General features: G+C 57.7%; 16 protein-coding genes and 1 pseudogene. 13 read left to right on the top strand and 4 right to left on the bottom strand.

Annotation, left to right across the window (positions count from 1 at the left end):
- Positions 1-819 precede the first annotated feature (819 nt).
- Entirely contained in the window at positions 820-3,042 is a 2,223-nt protein-coding gene (locus P3T40_RS44020; RefSeq protein WP_429273942.1) for a N,N-dimethylformamidase beta subunit family domain-containing protein, read from the bottom strand.
- Positions 3,043-3,202: 160 nt separating this feature from the next.
- Between P3T40_RS44020 and P3T40_RS44015 the strand changes: the two genes are divergently transcribed.
- The 3 genes from P3T40_RS44015 (at position 3,203) to P3T40_RS44005 (ending at position 6,362) form a co-directional block, all read left to right on the top strand.
- Positions 3,203-4,324, top strand: coding sequence for a branched-chain amino acid ABC transporter substrate-binding protein (locus P3T40_RS44015; RefSeq protein ID WP_429273941.1), 1,122 nt, complete (start codon positions 3,203-3,205; stop codon positions 4,322-4,324).
- A gap of 35 nt (positions 4,325-4,359) precedes the next feature.
- Positions 4,360-5,367, top strand: a complete 1,008-nt coding sequence (gene lhpH, locus P3T40_RS44010; protein ID WP_429273940.1) for a trans-3-hydroxy-L-proline dehydratase — start codon at positions 4,360-4,362, stop codon at positions 5,365-5,367.
- Positions 5,368-5,621: 254 nt separating this feature from the next.
- Entirely contained in the window at positions 5,622-6,362 is a 741-nt protein-coding gene (locus P3T40_RS44005; RefSeq protein ID WP_429273943.1) for a FadR/GntR family transcriptional regulator, read from the top strand.
- 459 nt (positions 6,363-6,821) lie between these two features.
- Here P3T40_RS44005 and P3T40_RS44000 read toward each other — a convergent pair whose 3' ends face one another.
- Positions 6,822-8,597 carry a hypothetical protein gene (locus P3T40_RS44000; RefSeq protein ID WP_429273939.1) on the bottom strand — a complete coding sequence of 592 codons (1,776 nt, stop codon included), beginning with the start codon at positions 8,595-8,597 and terminating at the stop codon, positions 6,822-6,824.
- A 136-nt stretch (positions 8,598-8,733) separates the two neighbouring features.
- On the opposite strand from P3T40_RS44000, the gene recD2 reads away from it, so the two are divergent.
- The 7 genes from recD2 to P3T40_RS43965 all read left to right on the top strand — a co-directional run bounded on the left by recD2 (position 8,734) and on the right by P3T40_RS43965 (position 17,843).
- On the top strand, positions 8,734-10,923 hold the full coding sequence (recD2, locus tag P3T40_RS43995) for an SF1B family DNA helicase RecD2 (protein ID WP_429273938.1): 2,190 nt from the start codon (positions 8,734-8,736) through the stop codon (positions 10,921-10,923).
- Between the two features lie 70 nt (positions 10,924-10,993).
- Entirely contained in the window at positions 10,994-11,185 is a 192-nt protein-coding gene (locus P3T40_RS43990; protein ID WP_408433933.1) for a hypothetical protein, read from the top strand.
- Positions 11,186-11,462: 277 nt separating this feature from the next.
- Positions 11,463-11,795, top strand: a complete 333-nt coding sequence (locus P3T40_RS43985) for a hypothetical protein (protein WP_429273937.1) — start codon at positions 11,463-11,465, stop codon at positions 11,793-11,795.
- Positions 11,796-11,997: 202 nt separating this feature from the next.
- Positions 11,998-13,041, top strand: coding sequence for a hypothetical protein (locus tag P3T40_RS43980; RefSeq protein ID WP_429273936.1), 1,044 nt, complete (start codon positions 11,998-12,000; stop codon positions 13,039-13,041).
- 269 nt (positions 13,042-13,310) lie between these two features.
- On the top strand, positions 13,311-16,337 hold the full coding sequence (locus tag P3T40_RS43975; RefSeq protein ID WP_429273935.1) for an ankyrin repeat domain-containing protein: 3,027 nt from the start codon (positions 13,311-13,313) through the stop codon (positions 16,335-16,337).
- Positions 16,338-16,534: 197 nt separating this feature from the next.
- Positions 16,535-16,768 (top strand): hypothetical protein, encoded by a 234-nt coding sequence (locus P3T40_RS43970; protein WP_429273934.1) that lies wholly within the window; start codon positions 16,535-16,537, stop codon positions 16,766-16,768.
- Positions 16,769-17,369: 601 nt separating this feature from the next.
- Complete coding sequence (locus P3T40_RS43965; RefSeq protein ID WP_429273933.1) at positions 17,370-17,843, top strand: DUF7221 family queuine tRNA-ribosyltransferase-like protein; 474 nt, start codon at positions 17,370-17,372, stop codon at positions 17,841-17,843.
- A 218-nt stretch (positions 17,844-18,061) separates the two neighbouring features.
- Here the strand turns inward: P3T40_RS43965 and P3T40_RS43960 are convergent, their stop codons facing one another.
- Positions 18,062-18,361: a hypothetical protein gene (locus P3T40_RS43960; protein WP_429273932.1), complete on the bottom strand. Its 300-nt coding sequence runs from the start codon at positions 18,359-18,361 to the stop codon at positions 18,062-18,064.
- Positions 18,362-18,645: 284 nt separating this feature from the next.
- Here P3T40_RS43960 and P3T40_RS43955 point away from each other — a divergent pair, with 284 nt between their 5' ends.
- The 3 genes from P3T40_RS43955 to P3T40_RS43945 are packed head-to-tail and all read left to right on the top strand — an operon-like array spanning position 18,646 to position 19,721.
- Positions 18,646-19,155: a site-specific integrase gene (locus P3T40_RS43955; RefSeq protein WP_429273931.1), complete on the top strand. Its 510-nt coding sequence runs from the start codon at positions 18,646-18,648 to the stop codon at positions 19,153-19,155.
- Positions 19,155-19,382, top strand: a complete 228-nt coding sequence (locus P3T40_RS43950; RefSeq protein WP_429273930.1) for a transcriptional regulator — start codon at positions 19,155-19,157, stop codon at positions 19,380-19,382. The genes P3T40_RS43955 and P3T40_RS43950 overlap by 1 nt, the downstream gene beginning before the upstream one ends.
- Positions 19,383-19,430: 48 nt before the next feature.
- Entirely contained in the window at positions 19,431-19,721 is a 291-nt protein-coding gene (locus P3T40_RS43945; RefSeq protein WP_429273929.1) for a nucleotidyltransferase family protein, read from the top strand.
- 242 nt (positions 19,722-19,963) lie between these two features.
- Here the strand turns inward: P3T40_RS43945 and P3T40_RS43940 are convergent.
- Positions 19,964-20,176, bottom strand: a pseudogene (locus tag P3T40_RS43940) (integrase core domain-containing protein); the annotation flags it as partial.

Below are 20,176 nucleotides of genomic sequence, written 5' to 3'. Positions count from 1 at the left end.
TTTGTTTCTCAGGAGGGATGGTGCAGTCGGGCCGCCCGTCGAAGCAGGAACCCGCCGAAACCACTAGCGCCATCCCGGCCTAGGGTTGTAGGAATCATCGACCGAGCCCAATCCCTCTCGCGCACAACGCGGGTGAACACAACCAACCCCACGTCCAGTAGTGCGGTAAATACGAAAAGTAATAACGTAATTCGCGAAGGGTTCTTCGCAAACTGGATGATCGAGGCAGCGAGAAACACTGAAAGCGCCGCCGCAGCGCCGATACGTGACGCAATCTCGATCGCCAATTGTTTGGGGGGCAGCCGTACGACAGGCGATGGAACCGAGATAAGCGCCGGGTCGTCGACGCTTATCTGGAGGTAAGGCGTGCTTGTTGGCTCAGTGACTTCTGGTCTCATATTTTGTTCTGCCCATGCATCGCGCGCCGAAGTTAGGGATGGATCGCTTATCCAACCTCTTAACGGCCGCCCGCGTGTTTTCTTTAGAATTCCCTGGTTGCCGCCTCCAACGATCCTTTGAGGCATTGCGAAGGCCCGGGAATAGCCCAGGTCACGATCGATGACCGCTGCACCACGGAATGTGGCCGCTCACATGTTGACGCACCGAACGGCAGAAGTGGGCAGAGGTCGGCCATTTAGCGACCTTCGCGCCCGACGCCTGGATGTCTGAAGCTCGGCGCACAACAGCCGTTGCGGGCGTGTGATCCCTGCTCCCGATTGCTCGCTGGCTACGCTGCGTATGAATCGATGACCCCAGACCTTGTACACGCCCGCGTCACGGATCGGCCTTCATTGATGACCACGCGCCCGAGCACACTTGCTATACGAGCAACCTGCGGGAGGTGGCGGTAAGGGAGGCGGCCAGAAAACGACGCAAGCAGTTCTCGACGATTTGTGAGACATCGTTGTCGTAACCGGCGCAGTAAAGACTTCCGAGAAAACAGATGGAACCCACAGCGAATAGTCCGCCGCCATTCGGTCCGAAACCGCAGATCATGTGGGCTCGAATGCCACTATGCACCCGAGGTTTGCCGACCATTCGATTGAAGAGAAGCTCCTCGGGCACGGTCACAAAGCTGGCATCGTGATTGTCGGAGTACGCGACGACTGTCACGTAGGCGGGCGTGCCGAGGTCGGTCGCAGTCTGGTCAATTTCGAAGCCCGCAGCGCCGCCGCCAGATAAGCCGAAGTTCCCAAGTGGTTCTGCTGGTCCTGCCTTTACCCCCGCGAACAGCCAGGCATGTTCGGCAGAAAACGAGGCCGGCGTGCGGCGATAGAATGTGCCCCGGAAGTCTCCCTCCGCGGTAAACCCCACTCCCGCAACTTTTTGTGGCGGCAATCCGTTTCGACGCCACATACCTCCGTACTCGCCATCCAGCTGGTTGTAGTACTCGCCGGGCTGACTTTCCCATACCCGCATGCCCGCCTCGGCGCGACGAATTTCAAGCAGATGCGGCGCTGATGCAGCCCGGGCGATCTTCCAGTAGAAACCGTTGCCACCGAGATACATAAGGCTTCCGCCGGCAGACCGGTACGCCAGTAGCGCGTCTAGCATCCGGCGTGTATGGTACTCGGGGTGCGAGCCGGTAAGAACAACATCGTAGTGTTTCAAGGCGTCGACACCTCGATCATCGAGATCCTCATCGGTGACGACGTCGAATTCAAATCCTTTTTCTCTCAGCCAGTTGGTCAGATGGGAGTCAGCGGAAAAATGGCGCAGGCCTGACCCATGCTCGTCGTGGAACGTCAGGTAGCCAGGACGCATTGTGAGAATCGGGCGCAAGCGGGACGACAGGCTTATACCCGACCCGTCACTGTGGTAGTTATACGTTGACGTGCCAAACGCGGTTACGACATCCGGGTTGTGGGGATAGGCGTCCCATTTTTCCACGCGATCAGCAAGTGCTCCCGAAAAATTCCCACGGGCGTTGTTGGCATAGGCCAGGTAGGTCAGCGTGGGTGCAAGAAACGCGATGCGCGCATGCTTTCCCTCCGAAGCAACCGTGACGTAGAACGGGATCGTGTCGACACATTCTCCATTGTCCACGCGCAGCCCGTAGACTCCTGATGGCATGTCAGCCGGAATTCTGAAATTTATCGACGTTTGCCAGCCGCAGTCGGACAGGTCGTCAGCATGAAACCGGATCGCGGCGTACTCATCCGGTGCATGCTTCCAGTCGAGTTCCCGCCCGGTCCACCTTGACGACCTGACCGCTCGCATCGGAGCGTTGACGAGCACCAATGCGGCATCGCGATCAACCAGGTTCGGTACGCGCGTGTGATCGAGCGTTGGCCTGAAGTCCCAGTGTGCCAGTAGCGCATCTCGGGACTGATCGTCGCGTGACTCGTTGCTGGTCATCCGCATTGCGGGGCTTTCAATGAAACCGTTGAAGGCCTGTTCTGGATGTCCTTTCCAGACAGCCGCAATGCATACAATCGTACCGTCAAACGATGCAGCAGCGAACGGCACCGTGAACTCCGTTGTGTTCCTGAATGCCTCTTCGCGCGCGCATGTGCCTGTGCAGATCACCTGAACGTGCCCGTCGACATCAATCAGTATCTGCAGGTTCGTCCATAGGTCGGACGCAACCGATACCCCAGTTTTGATTTTTTCCCCTGTCGCCAGACTCTGAAAAACAAGCTCACCGCAGGTGAGGGCGATCGCTACTCCATGACTGCCATCGTGGTTCTGAAGGGCGACCAATGTCTGCAAGGAGACGCCAACCAAAGTGGGCTGAACCGTCAGCTCGAGCGTGACGCGCCGAATGTCCTTCAATGCCGGCATCGGTCCATAAGCGCAGGAGCCAGGAAATACGGGCTGTTCCTGTCCTGCGTAGGGGCCTTCGAGCTGGGCATCGAACGGGACTAGCTTCATCCCCGGCCCGTTAGGGTTCGGATCACAACTATCGATGCGCACAATCGTCGCCGTAAAAGTGCGACCGTCGCGCGAACTGATTTTGAACGCGAGATCCTGACCGACGTGTGCGCTCCACGGTGTCACATAGCCGATGATGCCGGGAGTTTGGGAGTTGGGAGTGTTCATAGTTGAAACGAGCGTTCCTTATCGTGGTTCCCGGCCGTTGTTCTGCGAGCGCTAGCGGCCAAGGGAAAACCCCTGCGAGATTTTCGCTCGCAATGGTTGCAAATCGAACCAAAAGTGGTCTACATTGAATCCAGTGTACTTTAACCACTCGAGGTGTGCGATGAAAAAATTGGTCTCTTCGGCATTGACGGTTGCCGCGCTTCTCGTCGTTGGCACCGCTAACGCTCAACAGGTTGTTCTTGTTGGTATTTCTGGCCCTTTGACCGGGGCACAAGCGTCTGAAGGCAAGGATAACGAGAACGGCGCCCGCATGGCGGTTGATGAACTGAACAACGCCGGCATCACCGTTGCGGGTAGTCGAGTAACTTTCAAATTGGTATCAGAAGATGACCAGGCTGACCCGAGAATTGGGGTGCAGGTCGCGCAAAAACTGGTTGACGCCAAGGTGGCCGCAGTTTTGGGGCCGTACAACTCAGGGGTGGCGATTCCCGCGTCACGGCTTTATCACAACGCCGGAATTCCGATGCTTTCGGTGGCATCAAACCCCGCTTTGACCCTTCAAGGTTTTGACGAAGTATTCCGGATCGGAGCAAGCGACGGGCAACTCGGTGCAGCAATGGCAAATTTCGCTGTCGACACGCTTAAAGCGAAGACCGCGGCGGTTATCGACGACCGTTCCTCCTACGGCCAAGGCGTGGCTGAAGAGTTCATGACCGTGGCAAAGGCACGCGGACTTAGCATTGTCGACAAGCAATACACGAACGGCCAGGCCGTTGACTTCAAGGGGGTCCTGTCTCAGATCAAAGCTACGAACCCGGACGTAATCTTCTATGGTGGCTACGCGTCGCAAAGCGGCCCGCTTGTCAAACAGATGCGTCAGCTCGGACTACGGGCCAAGCTGCTGGGCGGCGACGGAATCTGTACTTCTGATATGGCCAAGATCGCAGGTCCCGCTGGTGCAAATGCATATTGCTCGCAAGGTGGGGTCTCACTGGACAAGACGCCTGCAGGTAGCGCGTTCCTGAAGAAGTACAAGTCAACTTTCAACGTCGATACGCAGGTATACGGCGTGAGCTATTACGACGGCATGAAGCTGCTGGCCGACGCTATGGTGAAGGCAGGCACGACAACGGATCGTGCCAAGATTGTTGCTCAGCTCTCCAAGTCCACGTATACGGGCGTGGCTGGGGACTACTCGTTCGACGTACATCATGATCTGAAGAGCTCGGGGACGACTGTGTACACGTTCAAGGATGCCGCTGTCGTAACTTACGGCAACTAGGATCCCATCGAAATAATAAGCAGGACGGAGTATCTATGCGAATCACCAGGACACTTAATACGATCGAGATGCACACGGGTGGTGAACCGTTCCGCATCATCACCAATGGTTTCCCGCGTCTGGCGGGGAAAACCATCGTGGAGAGGCGGGAGTGGATCCAGAAGCATGCGGATGAGTTACGGCGCGCCATGATGCTGGAGCCTCGTGGCCATGCCGATATGTACGGAGGCTTCCTCACTGAGCCCGTAAGTGAAGGCGCGGACTTCGGGATCATTTTTACGCAGAACAAAGACTACAGTCCGCATTGTGGCCACGGAACTATTGCGCTGGCCACCGCGGCGGTTGAACTTGGGTGGATTGAGCGCACATCGCCCGAGACGCGGGTGGGCATCGACGCGCCCTGTGGATTTCTTGAAGCTTTCGTCCAATGGGACGGCGAAAATGCGGGGAACGTGCGTTTTGTAAACGTGCCGTCATTCGTCTGGAAAAAGGACGTCACCGTCGATACGCCAACATTCGGACCCGTGTCAGGAGACATCGCTTACGGAGGCGCGTTCTACTTCTACGTCGATGGTGCCAAATACGATATGGCAGTGGGCGAACACAACGTTGATCGACTGAAGCAGTTCGGTGACGAGATCACGCGGGCGACTAACGAAGCGTTTGACATCGTTCATCCAGAGATTCCGGAAATCAGCGGTCTCTACGGCACGATCATTTCGAATACGCCACGTCATGCAGGGTCGACACAGGCGAACTGCTGCATTTTTGCGGATCGCGAGGTCGACCGGTCGCCGACAGGCTCAGGCACCGCGGGCCGCGTCGCCCAGCTCCACCAGCGCGGCAGGCTACCGTCGGATGGAACGCTCGTGAACGAGTCGATCATCGGAACGATCTTCAAGGGCCGGGTGCTTGGTGAGACGAAATGCGGTGAATTCGATGCAGTGATTCCCGAAATCGAAGGGAATGCGTTCATCTGCGGCTACGGGACGTGGTTGATCGACGATCGCGATCCTTTGACCTACGGGTTCCTGGTGCGGTAGAGGGCGATGTTTCCAGGTGCCGCTTCGACCGTAGCTGGCACACTGACGTCAACACCTTTAGGCCTATCTCCTTGGAGCCTTCGCGGCGCATTCTGAAATGGGATGCAGCCGCGCCTTTTTGCCTGCGGGTCATGGAAAACCCTTCATGCGTGGTCGAATCGGGAGATGGCAACATGTCGCTAACGTATGATAATTATTCGTCCGCGGCAGGAGAGCCTCTCCGCATCGGGCTTCAGGAAACGAAAGGAAGTGAGATGGCAACGACACGGCAGGAGCTCGAATCGAATTTTAGACCCCTGCAGATTTATGAGCAGGTCGAGGAGAAGATCAAGGAGGAGATCCGCACAGGACGGTTCGCGGCGGAGTCACGGCTGCCATCGGAACGCGAACTTGCGGCGATCTACGGCGTTGGCCGGCCTGCGGTTCGAGAGGCGATAGGGGCGCTTCAGAACGAAGGGCTCGTCGTGACGAAGCGAAATTCCGGTACCTACGTCTCGTCTGAGGCCTCTGAGCGTCTACTTAACGGCGACGGCAATCATGGAGCCCACAATGCGGAACCGGATTTCAGCCCAACGGGAACGCTTGAAACGCGATTCATCCTCGAGCCAGCAATCGCGCGCCGAGCCGCCGCACGGGGCAAGCGCGATCGCCTGGCTGAGCAATACCTTGCGGAGATGGAGACGATCCAGGATATTACCGATCCTGAGCAGCGCTCGCTTTGGAACAACAGCGACAGAATGTTCCACCGCCAACTGGCGGTCATGACCGGTGACGCTTTGCTAGTCAAGATCGCCGATGAAGTGGCAAAAACGATGGATCAGCCGTTGTGGAAAAGGCTAAAGGACGACGGGATCTTCGATCCTTTACGGATACGTCTGTACGCATCCGAGCATCGACTTATTTACGAATCAATTGTGAGTGGTGATGCGGAAGCGGCAGGGTTCTACGTGGAGCAACATATCAAGCGGGTTCGACGGGATATTGCGCCCCGGTAGCGCGCGCGGGATTCATTAGCTGGCCGCGAATACCCTATTATCGTCGGCAAAGAGATCGCAGTACCGATGTCTCCGATGATCATCATCACCTGACGTAGGGTACAAATCAAACGCGCGCGGCCGCGCGGCCGCTACCAAAAGACGGACTTCAGACGACATGGCAGAAATAGTTCTTTTACTGGTTACCAGGTGATTTCGTGAGATCTGTTGGGTGATAGGGACGCATCTTCCGTTCTACTCCTCAATTGCCACGACCGGCGCGAACAACCAAAGTGCTGGCACGTCGGATTGCGAATGTCCTATCAGCGATGGCGTGCGGACGTTCGCCGTCTTCTATCGATCGGCGGCTTGGGGTCGGATGCGGTCCGTCGCGACGAGCCGCAAGCCTCCAAGGCTGGGACGTGCACCTGGCCGTAGATGGGGGTGCTGGCGTTGCCTGATGCTCCGCGAGCCGGCGCCTCAGACAGTCATGCCGAAGCCCAGAATGCGGATTTGGTTCCGGAATTTCTCTTCGTTTTCAAGCCGGACCACCAGTTGTCGATCGCCGGCGCGTAGACACAAACTGGCTGTTTCCTTATGCGTGGCGATCGAGGCGGCGATTTCCGCATTCTCACAATCGATCAGCAATGCGGTGCCGGAGATTTTCAGCGCCTTGCCCTGCCTCTCGGTGGTCTTGATGAAGGACTCCACTGTTTCGGGCAGGAGCTGGTCTTCCCGTGCCTGAAGAAACGCCCGAAGTTCGGCAATGTCGCGCCCTTTCTCAATCGCTCCAACGGCCTTTTGACGGTCCAGCCGCCAGCTTTTGTCCGTTGACTCTACGGCCCAGGTATCCAGCGTCAGCGATTCTTCCGTCGACAGGTTTCCGCCGACGACATTTACCTGCAGACTGGGCAAGACAGAAAGCCTGACGCTCGGCTGGATCGGGGCGGGCGTGTAATCCTCGACCGACCCGAGGCACCAGGCACCCAGCGGCGTCACACGGAAGTAGATCAGGCCGTCGTAGCGGCTAAGGAATTCCAGATCGTCCGTCCCCCACAGGTCGCCAAAGTCGTTACGCGCTTCAGTCGGTTCGATGTAGGCGACATCAATGATGCCAAGGGTGGCGGCGTATTCGAACAGGACGCAGAGCAGATAGCGCAACTGCAGGATCTCCCAGCTATGGTAGCCATCGTGACCCAGGCTGCCATATTGCTGGTCGCTGACGTAAAGCTTCCACGGGTTGTGCGATACGTCAAACGTGTGACCGGTCGCCTGCATGAACCGGGAAAAGTCATCGACGTCGATCCACGCTTCAACCGGACAGAGCCGCAGTATTTCATTGATAGCGGCACGACGCGGCGCGACCGCGGTCATGACGCGACCTTTCGATTTCTGCCCCTTGATGACGTCAACACGGCTGAACTCGTCAAAGAGGCTGGATTTAAGCCATTTGTTCCAGATCGCGCCCAATACGCGGGCTTGGGCGGAAGCCAAAGCTTTCCGCCCCCCTGCGCTCAACGCCAGTTTGCTGCCGTTCCGTTGCGCCAGTCCGGCAGCCTGAAGCATGAGTGGCCACGAGAACGCCTTGATCGGGCCGATTTCCTGACCCCTTTGATCCTGCTTGGGTTTATCGGCATAGAAATCGCCGCCAGCGAGGCTCTCCGTCAACAGGCGCAGCGTGGCTGCGCCGGGCAGCGATGTCTTGTCGCTGACCTGGATCTTGCCCTGATCCGTCAAACGCAGCAGAACCGACAGATCCACCATGGCATCGCGCTCGGTGTGTCGCACCATCAGCGGGTCTTCGCCGATCTCCTTCGGAAGCGTTTCGATTGTGCTCAGCCTGACGGGCTCGGGTTCGGGCACGAAGGCTATTAATCGTTCGCGCAGATCATCGGGCAGGCTGTAACACCCATCCTGGTGGTACAAAAAAAGGCCCAACGCAGTCGGCGGTCCATAATACGAATAGCGGCGGCCATTCTCCTTGATCGTGAAATCGGGCAACCGTCCGTATTTCGCCCGGAACCGGTTTCCATCAAAGAGACCGTCCAGGGCGTACGCGGTCTCCGCCACCGCCATACGCTGGATGTCGTCCAGACGATCCCAGAGTGCGCACAGCCCGTCCCCGGCGAGACTTCGCAGGATCGCCCCGACCAGCAGGTCTTTCCTGCCGGTGGGGGAGGCATCAGGAAGCCAGCGCATCAGCGATTTCAACTGGTCGACAGTGAGGCGGGGGAGCACTTCGTTCAACGTGTTCATTGGGAAAAATTGGTGTGTCTGTCAGGGAAGATGACCCGCATTATCTTCGACATCTACAACTCGCTCGCCGTGTTACACGGTAGGATGCCGATCGTGTCAGCATTTCAGTGGCTATACGACAAGCCATGCCTCGCTCATGTCAGCAAGTCCACCTAACGCCGCGCCCAGGCCCGAACCGGATCGCCTCGCTGGACTCGTCGAGCGCGTTACGTTCCACAACGCCGATAGCGGCTTCTGCGTCCTACGCCTGAAGGTCAAGGGCGAGCGTGAACTCATCACCCTGGTCGGGCATACTCCGACCGTAGCGCCAGGCGAGTACGCCTCGGCATCGGGCACATGGGTCACGGATCGCGAGCACGGCAGACAGTTCAAGGCAGTCTTCGTCAGGATTTCGCCACCGAACACGCTGACCGGCATCGAGCGCTACCTCGGCTCCGGAATGGTCAAGGGTATTGGTCCGGTGTACGCCGGCCGGCTGGTCAAGGCCTTCGGTGCCGCCGTGTTCGATGTCATTGAGCAAACGCCCGCGCGGCTGCGAGAGGTCGATGGGATCGGGGAAGTTCGCGCCCGGAAAATCACCTCTGGCTGGGCTGACCAGAAGATCATCCGCGAGATCATGGTCTTCCTGCATGGCAATGGCGTTTCGACGTCCCGCGCCGTGCGGATTTTCAAGACCTATGGCCAGGACGCCATCGCGATCGTCACGGAAAATCCATACCGGTTGGCCCGGGACATTCGTGGCATCGGGTTCCTGTCGGCCGATACCATCGCGCAGAAGATCGGTATCGCACATGACTCCCCGCTGCGTGCGCGGGCCGGCGTCTCCTACGCGTTGTCAGAAGCAGCCGGAGAAGGCCACTGTGGCTTGCCCCGGAGCCAGCTCGTGTCGCTTGCAGTAAAGCTGCTCGAAATCCCGCAACCCATCATCGAGGATGCGATCGACCAGGAACTGGCAGAGGAAGTCGTGATCGCCGATACCGTTGACGGCGTTCCAAGCGTTTTCCTCGCGCCGCTGTACAACGCCGAGCGTTCCATCGTCTTGCAGGTGAAGCGCCTGAAGTCCGGATCGCCGCCATGGACCGCATTTGACGCCGACAAGGCAATTCCGTGGGTTGAACAGAAGCTTGCGATCCAGCTTGCCGATAGCCAGAAGCAGGCGATCCGTCTGGCTCTGTCGTCAAAGCTGCTGGTCATCACCGGCGGCCCAGGCGTCGGGAAAACGACACTGGTCAATTCGATACTGACGATCCTGCGTGCAAAACAGGTGAACGCGCTGTTGTGCGCACCAACCGGACGGGCGGCCAAGCGGTTGTCGGAATCGACCGGCCTAGAAGCGAAGACGATCCACCGGCTGCTTGAAGTCAATCCGGCCAATGGGCAATTCAAGCGCAACGAGGAGTCGCCGCTCGAATGTGATCTGCTGGTGGTCGACGAGTGCTCGATGGTCGACGTGCCGCTGGCGAACCAGTTGCTGAAGGCGGTGGCGAACGCCACTGCGGTGATCTTCGTCGGGGACGTGGATCAGCTGCCGTCCGTCGGCCCCGGACAGGTTCTCTCGGATCTGATCGAGTCGGGCGCGGTGCCTGTCGTGCGCCTGACCGAGGTGTTCCGGCAGGCCGCCACGTCGCGCATCGTCCGGAGCGCCCACCAGATCAATCAGGGGCAGTTTCCGTCCCTGCCGGGAAAAGGCGAAGAGTCGGATTTCTATTTCGTGCCGGCCGACGAACCCGAAGCGATTGCTCAGACCGTCGTAGACCTGGTCAAGACCCGGCTACCCAGAAAATTCCAGCTGGACCCCGTGCGCGATATTCAGGTGCTGTGCCCGATGAACCGCAGTCTCACCGGCGCTCGCGGCATCAACCAGATGTTGCAGGAGGCGCTGAACCCGCCGGGCGAACACAGTATCGAGAAGTTTGGCTACCGCTTCAGCGTCGCCGACAAGGTCATGCAGATCGAGAACAACTACGACAAAGACGTCTATAACGGCGACATCGGATTTGTGACCCACATCGACGCTGAAGAGCAGGAGCTCACCGCGACCTTTGATGAGCACATCGTAACCTACGCATTTGGCGAACTTGATGAGCTGGTGCTGTGTTACGCGACGACCATCCACAAATCCCAAGGATCGGAATACCCGGTTGTGGTGATTCCCGTCTCGACGCAGCACTACATGATGCTCAAGCGGAACCTGATCTACACCGGCATCACGCGAGGCAAGCGCCTCGTTGTACTGGTCGGGCAAAAGCGCGCACTGGCGATTGCGGTCAAGGGCAAGCAAACGGAACGTCGCTGGTCGAAGCTCGCCGAATGGTTATCGCCGTAATGCGGACTCGCTGCGCCGTACGCTGATAAAATCCGGCACAGAAGGATCGCCCTCCAAGGTCAGGACAGTCATGGATTACCGCGTCAGTTATGAACACAGCCTGAAGAATGCGCCGGACGAATTTATCGTCCAAGTTCCATCGCAGCTCGTCGAAGATATCCCGGCTAATGTGCCGCGCGCGCTCTTGCCTGAATACATTACAGACCTGATCCTGAAGCGCTCGCCGCGTATTGGGAAAATCCGGTATCTCCGGATTCTCTGACGAAGACACCTAGCCTGCATCTATCTGGGAACGTCGTTGTTTGAAAGGCCGACCGCACTCGTGGGCAGGCATGTGTCGCCCGCGGGTAGCAGACGGCCAATTGCTGCCGCTCAACCCTCCTAAAAAGCCGCCATTCGAACGGCTGGTCCACCCCGCAACCTGCCGGATAGCCGTTGACCTGTGGGCGGACTAAGCTGTCGTTTCTGCCCGTCGTACAATGTGTTTGACGTACCGCACAACGACCACATAGAGAGAACCAATGGACCGAGATGCAATCATGGGCGCGATGCCCAGCAACGAAGAGTTCCGCGCCGCGGCGGAGTATCGAAAGAAAGAGATTGTCGAAGGTTTCATCGGCGCGATTCTCGACGCACTTGTTCAGGAAGGCCGAGAGCCGGACCGCTGGGAAGCGGAGCACATTGCATCCGCGATCGGTTTCGATCTTGTGGGCTGGTATCACGCCGCGATTACAAAGGCTGACTTGTCAATGACACCTTCCGACGAACGCGCGAAGCCCGAAACATGGATTAGGGTGGACGACACCGCGACTATATGTGCGCTCCGTGACGGTCTCGACTATGCAGCCGGGAAACCTGCGAGAAACTTCTAACTACAAGGGCCCGGGGACACGGCTGGACACTGTGTGCGCAGGGGTGCTCGTTCCAGCAGCGTCGGTCATTGTCTGCATCGCCGAACTCATTTAGCGCGACGTCCAACACCGGAAATCCCAAACGTCTCTTGTGCCTGGTATTGGAACGAAGGTAGCTCCGCTTCGCCGGAGTCGAAATTCAAGGATATTCACCAGCAGACCTATGGAACCCCCATTCAAGAAGAAAAAACTCAAGGTGCTGATCGATCTGGCTGTTAGAGTGCACACTCGCGTCAAGCTAATCGCCGTCGGGCCGCTACAGCAGAAAATCCGCAAACGCGGCCCTTTCAAGCTGCCAGGCATCCAGCCCGAGCATCACTATTTCTGCCACGTGCTGGGCGGAGTGCTTGAGTCGATCCCTGAGCTCCCCGACTTTTCCGACGACACCAAGATCGCGGTCATGTCCGACTACGGTGGTGAGCATGGCGATGCGCGCTACAGCACGTATTCCTTTCTGTTCGTCGCACTAGACAAGAATGGCCCTTTCCAAACGCATATGCGCGCGCTTCGACAGAAGCACAAGATTCACGATCCCTACAGCGAGTTCAAATATAAAGACCTCAAATTTGGGCCGAGGAGCCGCGCTCTGCCCGAATACCTAGAGTTAATCGATAACCTCATCCACGGAGCAGTCGTCACTGTGGCGATCGATAAGAAGATCGGTTCGGTCTTCGGGATGACCAAAAGTGAGGCACACGCATCAATTGCAAAGCAGCTCGAAGAGGGTGGGTTCGGAAAATGGACTGGCCACGTCGGCGAGAAAGTCCTGCGCGTGCTGCACATTCTCGCGGCGCTCACGGCGGCGATGACGTATGACCAACAGCGACTGCTCTGGTACAGCGATACCGACCAAATCAACGAAGATGCCAAAGATCGGTCATTTGCCGACACGCAAAGACTGTTTGGAAACATCGGCGCGATGTACATGGCGCACGGTTTCGACGTTCTCGGGTTTGGCAAATCGTTTTTGGAAAAAAGCTATCTTGACGATCTGCTGAGCGTACCCGATCTCGCCGCCGGTATGTTGCAAGATATTCTAACGGAACAAGACACTGGAAACGACATCCCCGGCGGTGACGAAAAACTGGCGGTGCTGAAGTGGCTCGCAACACCGGCCAAGTTTCTGTCGAAGATCAATGTGCGCATCGCTCGCAAGGCCGACGGCACGTATGAAGGCCATATTCTTGCCCTCGAGCCGAGATGGTGAAGTGACGCGTAACACCCCGGTAGGGATTTTGAACGAGCGCTTCAGGGAGAGATGAAGCACCCCGACGTATCGTCCTGAACCGATCGTCGTCGGGCTCCGAACGGCCAAAACCCGTCATTCAGCATGAAGAAATACTCTGTCATAGGGCGTCCGGTTCAGGTCGGATAACTGCCGTTCAAGAATGACCGGAGACTTGCTATAGAGTTTGGCAGGCCAGACGGACATGAGAGAATTCTTGCTCTTACACTTGTCCTCAACGTCATCGCCTTATGAAGATTCTCGAATACACGGGCCTCGACACCTCACGCGTCAAAGCCAGCTACGACAAGGTGTCCGCGGCCATCGCTCGCCACGACTTCCGTGCTGCCCAAGTCAAGAAGCTCGCCAATCTGAGCCACGGCAAGTTCTACCGGGCGAAGCTGGATGATGCCGACCGGCTGTTGTTCTCGCTGGTGCGCCACGGGGATGAAGTCTGCGCACTGATGCTGGAAGTGATCGCCAACCACGCCTACGATAAGTCACGTTTCCTGCGCGGCGCGGCGATTGACGAGAGCAAAATTCCAGACATCAGCGCTGATGACGCCATCAGGGAGGCGCAAGCTCTACGCTACCTTCATTCCGAGCGTACCGGCATTCACCTGCTCGACAAACCGATCTCGTTTGATGACACGCAGGAGACCATTTACCGACAGCCACCTCCCTTGGTTGTCGTCGGCAGCGCTGGCAGCGGCAAGACCGCATTGACGCTTGAAAAGCTCAAGCTTGCCGAAGGTGAGGTCCTCTACGTCACTCACTCCGCCTTCCTGGCGCAAAGCGCCCGCGACCTTTATTACGCCAACGGTTTTGAGCATGGCGGTCAGGATGCCGTATTTCTGTCCTACCGGGAGTTTGTCGAGTCGATCCGCGTTCCGGCAGGACGCGAGGCTAGCTGGCGTGACTTTGCGGGCTGGTACTCCCGTATACGGCAGAACTTCAAGGATGTCGAAGCCCATCAGGCTTTCGAGGAGATTCGCGGCGTGATTGCTGCCGGGTCGGGCGGTGTCATGTCGCGTGACGAGTACCAAGCACTGGGAGTGCGTCAATCGATCTTTCCCGTAGAACGTCGCGACCAACTCTACAATCTGTTTGAGAAGTATCGCGCCTGGCTGGACGAGGCAAAGCTCTACGACCTGAATCTTGTCGCCCAGGACTGGCAAGCGCTGGCTGCGCCGCGCTACGACTTCGTGGTTATTGACGAGGTGCAGGACATCACCACCGTGCAACTCGCGCTCGTGCTGAAAACCCTGAAGAAGCCTGGCCACTTCATGCTCTGCGGGGATTCCAACCAGATTGTCCATCCCAATTTCTTTTCCTGGAGCCAAGTCAAGAGCCTGTTCTGGAAGGACCCGAAACTGGCCGAGCGGCAGGAATTGCGCGTGCTAAAGGCCAATTTTCGCAACGGCCTGGAGGCCACTCGCGTCGCCAATCAGTTGCTCAAGATCAAGCAGCGGCGCTTCGGCTCCATCGACCGCGAGAGCAACTTCCTGGTTCAGGCCGTCGGCGGCGAGGCCGGCCAAGTTACGCTGATACCCGACAAGGACGCCACCAAGCGCGAACTGGACCAGAAGATTCGCCAATCCACCCAGTTCGCCGTCCTGGTAATGCGCGACGAGGACAAGGCCGACGCCCGCAAGCACTTTGCCACGCCGCTGTTGTTTTCGATCCACGAAGCCAAGGGTCTCGAATACGAGAACATCGTGCTCTACCGCTTCATCTCGGATCACCGCGGCGAGTTCAACGATATCGTCGAGGGCGTCGCCAAGGCCGATCTGGCGGTCGAGACACTGGATTACAAACGCGCCAAAGACAAGAGTGACAAGTCGCTCGAAGTCTATAAGTTCTTCGTCAATGCCCTGTATGTAGCGCTGACGCGCGCCATCAAGAACATCTACATGATCGAGTCGGACACAGGGCATGAGTTGTTCGGGTTGCTGGATCTCGTCGTCGGCCAGACCAAGATCGAGGCCAAACAATCCACGCTCGAAGACTGGCAGAAGGAAGCACGCAAACTCGAACTTCAGGGCAAGCAGGAGCAGGCGGAGGCCATCCGCCGCACCATCTTGAAGCAGGTTCCGGTGCCTTGGCCGGTGTTCGATGAGGCCAAAGTCAGGGAACTGCTGATCAAGGTCTTCCGCGAGCAGTCTCCGGGCAACAAGGGCAAGCAGCAACTCTTTGACTATGCCACCTGTTTCGACGAACCGCAGCTCGCCGAGTGGCTGGCAGTTGAGGCGAAATTCGAGCAGGCACGGACCTTTGATCGGCAGCGCGCGGTGTTCGCCCGCAAGAGCTACGTCCCTTACTTCGCCAACCACTTCAAGGACATCCTCAGGCAGTGTGACCAGCATGGCGTCGATCATCGCCTGCCAATGAACCAGACGCCACTAATGGCCGCAGCTGCTGCAGGAAATGTGGCGCTGGTAGAAGCCCTGCTGGAGCGCGGTGCCGACCGCGATGCCGTCGATCATTATGGTCACAATGCTCTCCACTGGGCTTTGCGTCAGGCATTTGGCGATGCAAAGTTCGCTGCTGGCCCGCTGGCGGCAATCTATGAATGCTTGGCTCCGCCCTGGATTGATGTCAGAGCGGGTGATCGCTTGGTCCGCATCGACCGGCATCTGTCTGAATACTTTCTGTTCCAGACCCTGTGGGTATTGTTCAAAGCCCGATTCAGCAAGATACGACGCAATGTAGACAGCGCGTTCCAGACCCAAATCATCCTCGATGCCTGGCAACACTTACCCGCTAACCTAGTGCGGCCAGAGCGCAACAAGCGCCAGCATCTTTCTGGCGTGCTGGCGAGGAACGAAATCGACAGAGACTATGCCTACAATAGATCCTTGTTTCTGCGCTTATCCACCGGGCGGTACCAGTTCAATCCCAAACTCGCTGTGCGTCGCCGACAGGGCGAAGAAGAAAACTGGATCCCCATCTACACGGCACTCAACCTCCCGTTGATTGGCGAGTTTGCCTACAACGACGGCTGGATCAGCACCTGGGACAATATTGACAAGCTTGTGACGCTTGCCGGCCTACCTGAACGAACCACACCCATCGCGGCTGAACGCTCCGCCGAGCGGCAAGCGGCCAAAATGAGGGAGTTGGACGAACGCAGAGGCAATCAACTTGCTGCCGAAGCACGCATTCGTGCAGCCGCCGAAGCCACCCAGAGCAGAGCATCACGATGGGGAACAAAGGAAGCCAAACGGCTTGAAATCGAACGTGTGAAACAAGAAATCGAAAGACGAAAGAAGGGTTGACTTGCCGATATTTCTTGGGGTCGGCATGTGACCGACTCCAGCAGTTCGAGCCTCGCCCCAAATTTGCTCCAAAGCTGCCTTTGACGGCTTTGGAAGTCGGAATAATATGTATCCAAGATTGGGGACCGCGCGTCGTCTTGGCGACGCCGATGTGGTCCACTTAATTCCGCGTTCGGCCGATTGAGGATCATTGCAAAATGGCGAAACAGAAGAAGCTCACACCTGCTCAAAAGGCCGCGAAAGAGGAACGGAAAAGACAGTTCATGTTTGTATTTACGAATGGCAAACAAGTGCGAGTTAGGCGACCAGAGAGAATTGATGGCATCGACGTCGATGAATTCATCCGACGAAATGCAGATCCGATCTGGCTGCATCAGAACGGAATGCATGAGCTCATAGAAGCTGCGCTTGGGCCCTGTGCTCCGCTTTAAGGACTTTGGATCAGGTTTCCTCCGTCGAGGCTTGTGCGACGCCTGCCCGCTGGCTCACCGGCGCGCTCACAGGCATTCGGCTTTGGGCAGGCATCGCACAACCTTTATCAATAGCGCCTGTCCGATTCGTTCGGGCGGTCATTGCGGAATGGCCGTTATCGCGACGGCGTGAACGGCCGGCTTGGACAACATGCCGGTCAATCTGACTCGAGCGGATGGCCGGTGTTCTTGAAAGCTGCCGTCGAGGCGGCGTTGGGTCGAACGGCAATTCTGGGTCGGCTACAGCCTGTCGGCATACGGAAGCAAAATCTCGACACGTGATACCCCTCTGGCATGACGCGGTAGCGCGACCTCCAAGAATGCGGTCCTAGACTGTCGGTGCGCGGGCGCGCGCTAGCGGTCCATCCAGTGTCAACCACATTCCCGCGGGCTTGTCCATTTTGCGTTTCGCGGGATGGACATGTTGGCTTTCTGCAAGCCGCTGAATTTATTGGATTCTTCAGTGTCCATTTGCCTTTAACTTTCCCGTAACCCATGGACATACGGGCAATACGTTGAACTCGCTTCCTTCTCGGGTGCCTCGTGGTATGCACAGCCTGATATGTGCGTCGAAAAGGAGATAGCAGCCAATCAAAAGGCTATCGACTATCGAATCAACGCAACGGCGATGCTGCTGGAAGGCGTCTTGCGGGTGATTTATGCATGGCAAAACGAGCTGGCCAAAACGTGCAGCGCGGATGTCGTGCGCAACACTATCCCGATCCCAGTGCCGGTAATTCAGGGCCGACGGATCAGCGATTACCTCCGAAGCCTTGAGTTGATGATGGCGGTGTGGGAGCGCTGGCAGCCATGGATTGACGCTCCACGTCTTATCGGTCTGGGCTCCGTGTGCCGACGAAACCTTGAAGACCGGGAGGAGGGGCTTTATGCGATCCTCGCTGGCCTCGAAGGGCGCCTCCCTCCTGAAGCCGCGCTGCATTTGTTCGGCGCCAAAGGCCGGTACCTGTCGCACGTCAAAATGTACGACTGGATCGCCGGGGCAGACTCGTGGCCTTTGACTTCGGAGCATGGGTGAAAGCCCGTGAGAAACGTATCTCGAACACAGTCGGGCACCGTTCCGAAGAGATGACATGCTGGATGCGCGCGGCGGCCGCGCGCATCCAGCCGTGCGCCGGCGACCAGTTCCGCCAGGCATTCGCGTAGCAGGCGACCCCGCGTCTGATAATTTCGACCCACGCCCATGCGTTCTCCGGAACCGTGGGCGTTTTTATTTTCTGGCCCGTCGGGTCGGCATCAGTCGGCCGTTTCTGTTGGCGGTGCGTCGACCGCCCACGCCGGCAGCCGTGGCCGGTGCGTGAACCGGGGGTGTTCAAACCACTCCTTCAGGTTCTCTCCCACCTGGCCGACGAACCACGCATCCACGGCGAACGGGGCATCGAGTTCATGGGGTTCATCTGCCTTCAGGAGTGCGCCGCGCAGTGCGTTGCCGGCGAGGTACACGACTGCGCCATCGGTCACGTCGGTGGTACACGGGGACCTGTCGCGCAGCAGCATGCGCGGGTCGACGACTGTCTGCTCAAATGACCGTTCCATGGCGTTTCTCCCGGAGGTGTGGCCAGTATGCGCGCGGGGTCCGTGCCCGGGTGAATTTTCCGAGGAAGTAAACGCCGCTACGCTCGTCGATTGCTTTCCGGCGCGCTGATTGTCATACTTCCTCGTAATGAAACCAAAATCGGGTGCATTACAGGATGGCAAAATCCCCTGTTATCGGCGGTGAAGGTGGCTGCTGTAACCGGGCAAAACGCGACGCGCGATGTTGCGTTGCTCATGGTTTTTTAAGGGACAGGCCTGACTCCGAATGAGGTGGCAAAACTGGAGTGTCCGACTATTTAGCTGCCAATGGGCGCACGCTGATTGAGACAACGGTGAGGTCCGAAATTGCCTTTAATGGCAAGACGCGCCCGCTCGTGTGGTCGGGACCAAAAGCCTGCGCCGCAATTGATGCCTATCTCGAATCGCGAATCGTCGCAAGGCATGGCATCACTACATCGCCGGCCGCCTATCGTGGACTGGACCCTTGCGGACCACTGTTTCTGACCGGCGAGGGCGAGCCATTCAGCTTCACGCGTCGCACAACGCCCTCGGGCGCAGTCAGCTATTCCTGCGAGTCGCTTACTGAAATTGTGCGGCATCTGCATCAGCAGGCGGGCATCGAACATGGCAATGCGAGTGCTGCACGTCGCACGTTTGCGGTCAAACTGCACCGCGACGGACGTTCGCTGAAGCTCATACAACAATTGATTGGAGTTTCCAGCCTGTCTGCCGGTAAACGTCTAATAGACGGCGATCCGGTCAGGCTGGCCTCAGTAGTAAGCGGGGTAATTTGATGGTGGCGAAGAAACAAAGCGCGGTGCAATCGCAGCAGGAATTTTTACGTGAGGCGATGACCGCACTGGGTATGACGCGAGCCGCGTTCGCGAAACGAATCAGCGTGCCGGAGAAGACCCTCGATAAGTGGATGGCTCCGGCCGACACGACGGACTTTCGCAACATGCCAGACGTGGTTTGGGCTTATGTTCGTGAGATTTTAGAGTGGAATTCAAAAAGCGCTTGATATACCCCCAATGGGGGTATATGATAAACCTATCAACCGGAGATTTTCGTGAAGCCTTCTGTCGCACTAAACGCGCATCGCGCGGAGATTCGCAGAATTGTTGAAGCCAACATGGCAACGAATCCACGGGTCTTCGGCTCGGTAGTTCGCGGCGAAGACGAGGACGGCAGCGATATCGACATTCTGGTCGATGCATTGCCCGGCGCGACGCTGTTTGACCTGGGCGGAATCCAGTACGAGTTGCAGGAGTTGCTTGGGGTGCGTGTCGATCTGCTAACACCGCGCGACATTTCCGCAAAGTTCCGAGCCGACGTATTGGCAGAGGCTGTGCCAGTATGAACGCGAAACAGCGTCAGTTGCGCCTGCCCGACGACCTCGAACACATGCTCGATGCGTCCCGTCTTGCGCAGCAGTATGTCGCCGGGATCGACAAGGCCGAGTAAAGTGGACCCCTCTGTCAAGACAGAGATGATCGCAATTTAAGCTGCATCGATACCACACGCAGCTGAACAGCGCTGCCCCGGTTCCGCGCTAGCGACTTCGCCTGCGCAGCGTAGCGGAGCAGGCGAAGTCGCCAGCTCTCCGCTGAACCTGTCAACAATCCTCGCACCACCACCGCAGCCACTCAGATAGACCTCAGCGGGGGGCTGGTATCCGAGCGACTGATGAGGCCTCTCGGCGTTATAGTAGGCAAAGTAGTGCGCCAGCCCCATTGTCAGTTCGCCCATCGTCGCATAGCCCTTCAGATAGACATCTTCGTGCTTGACGTTGCGCCACAGGCGTTCAACAAAAAT

Origin of the sequence: Paraburkholderia sp. EB58 (assembly GCF_050436665.1) — a bacterium.
In the GTDB taxonomy this organism is placed as follows: domain Bacteria; phylum Pseudomonadota; class Gammaproteobacteria; order Burkholderiales; family Burkholderiaceae; genus Paraburkholderia.
This window is presented reverse-complemented; position numbering and strand designations above follow the sequence as displayed.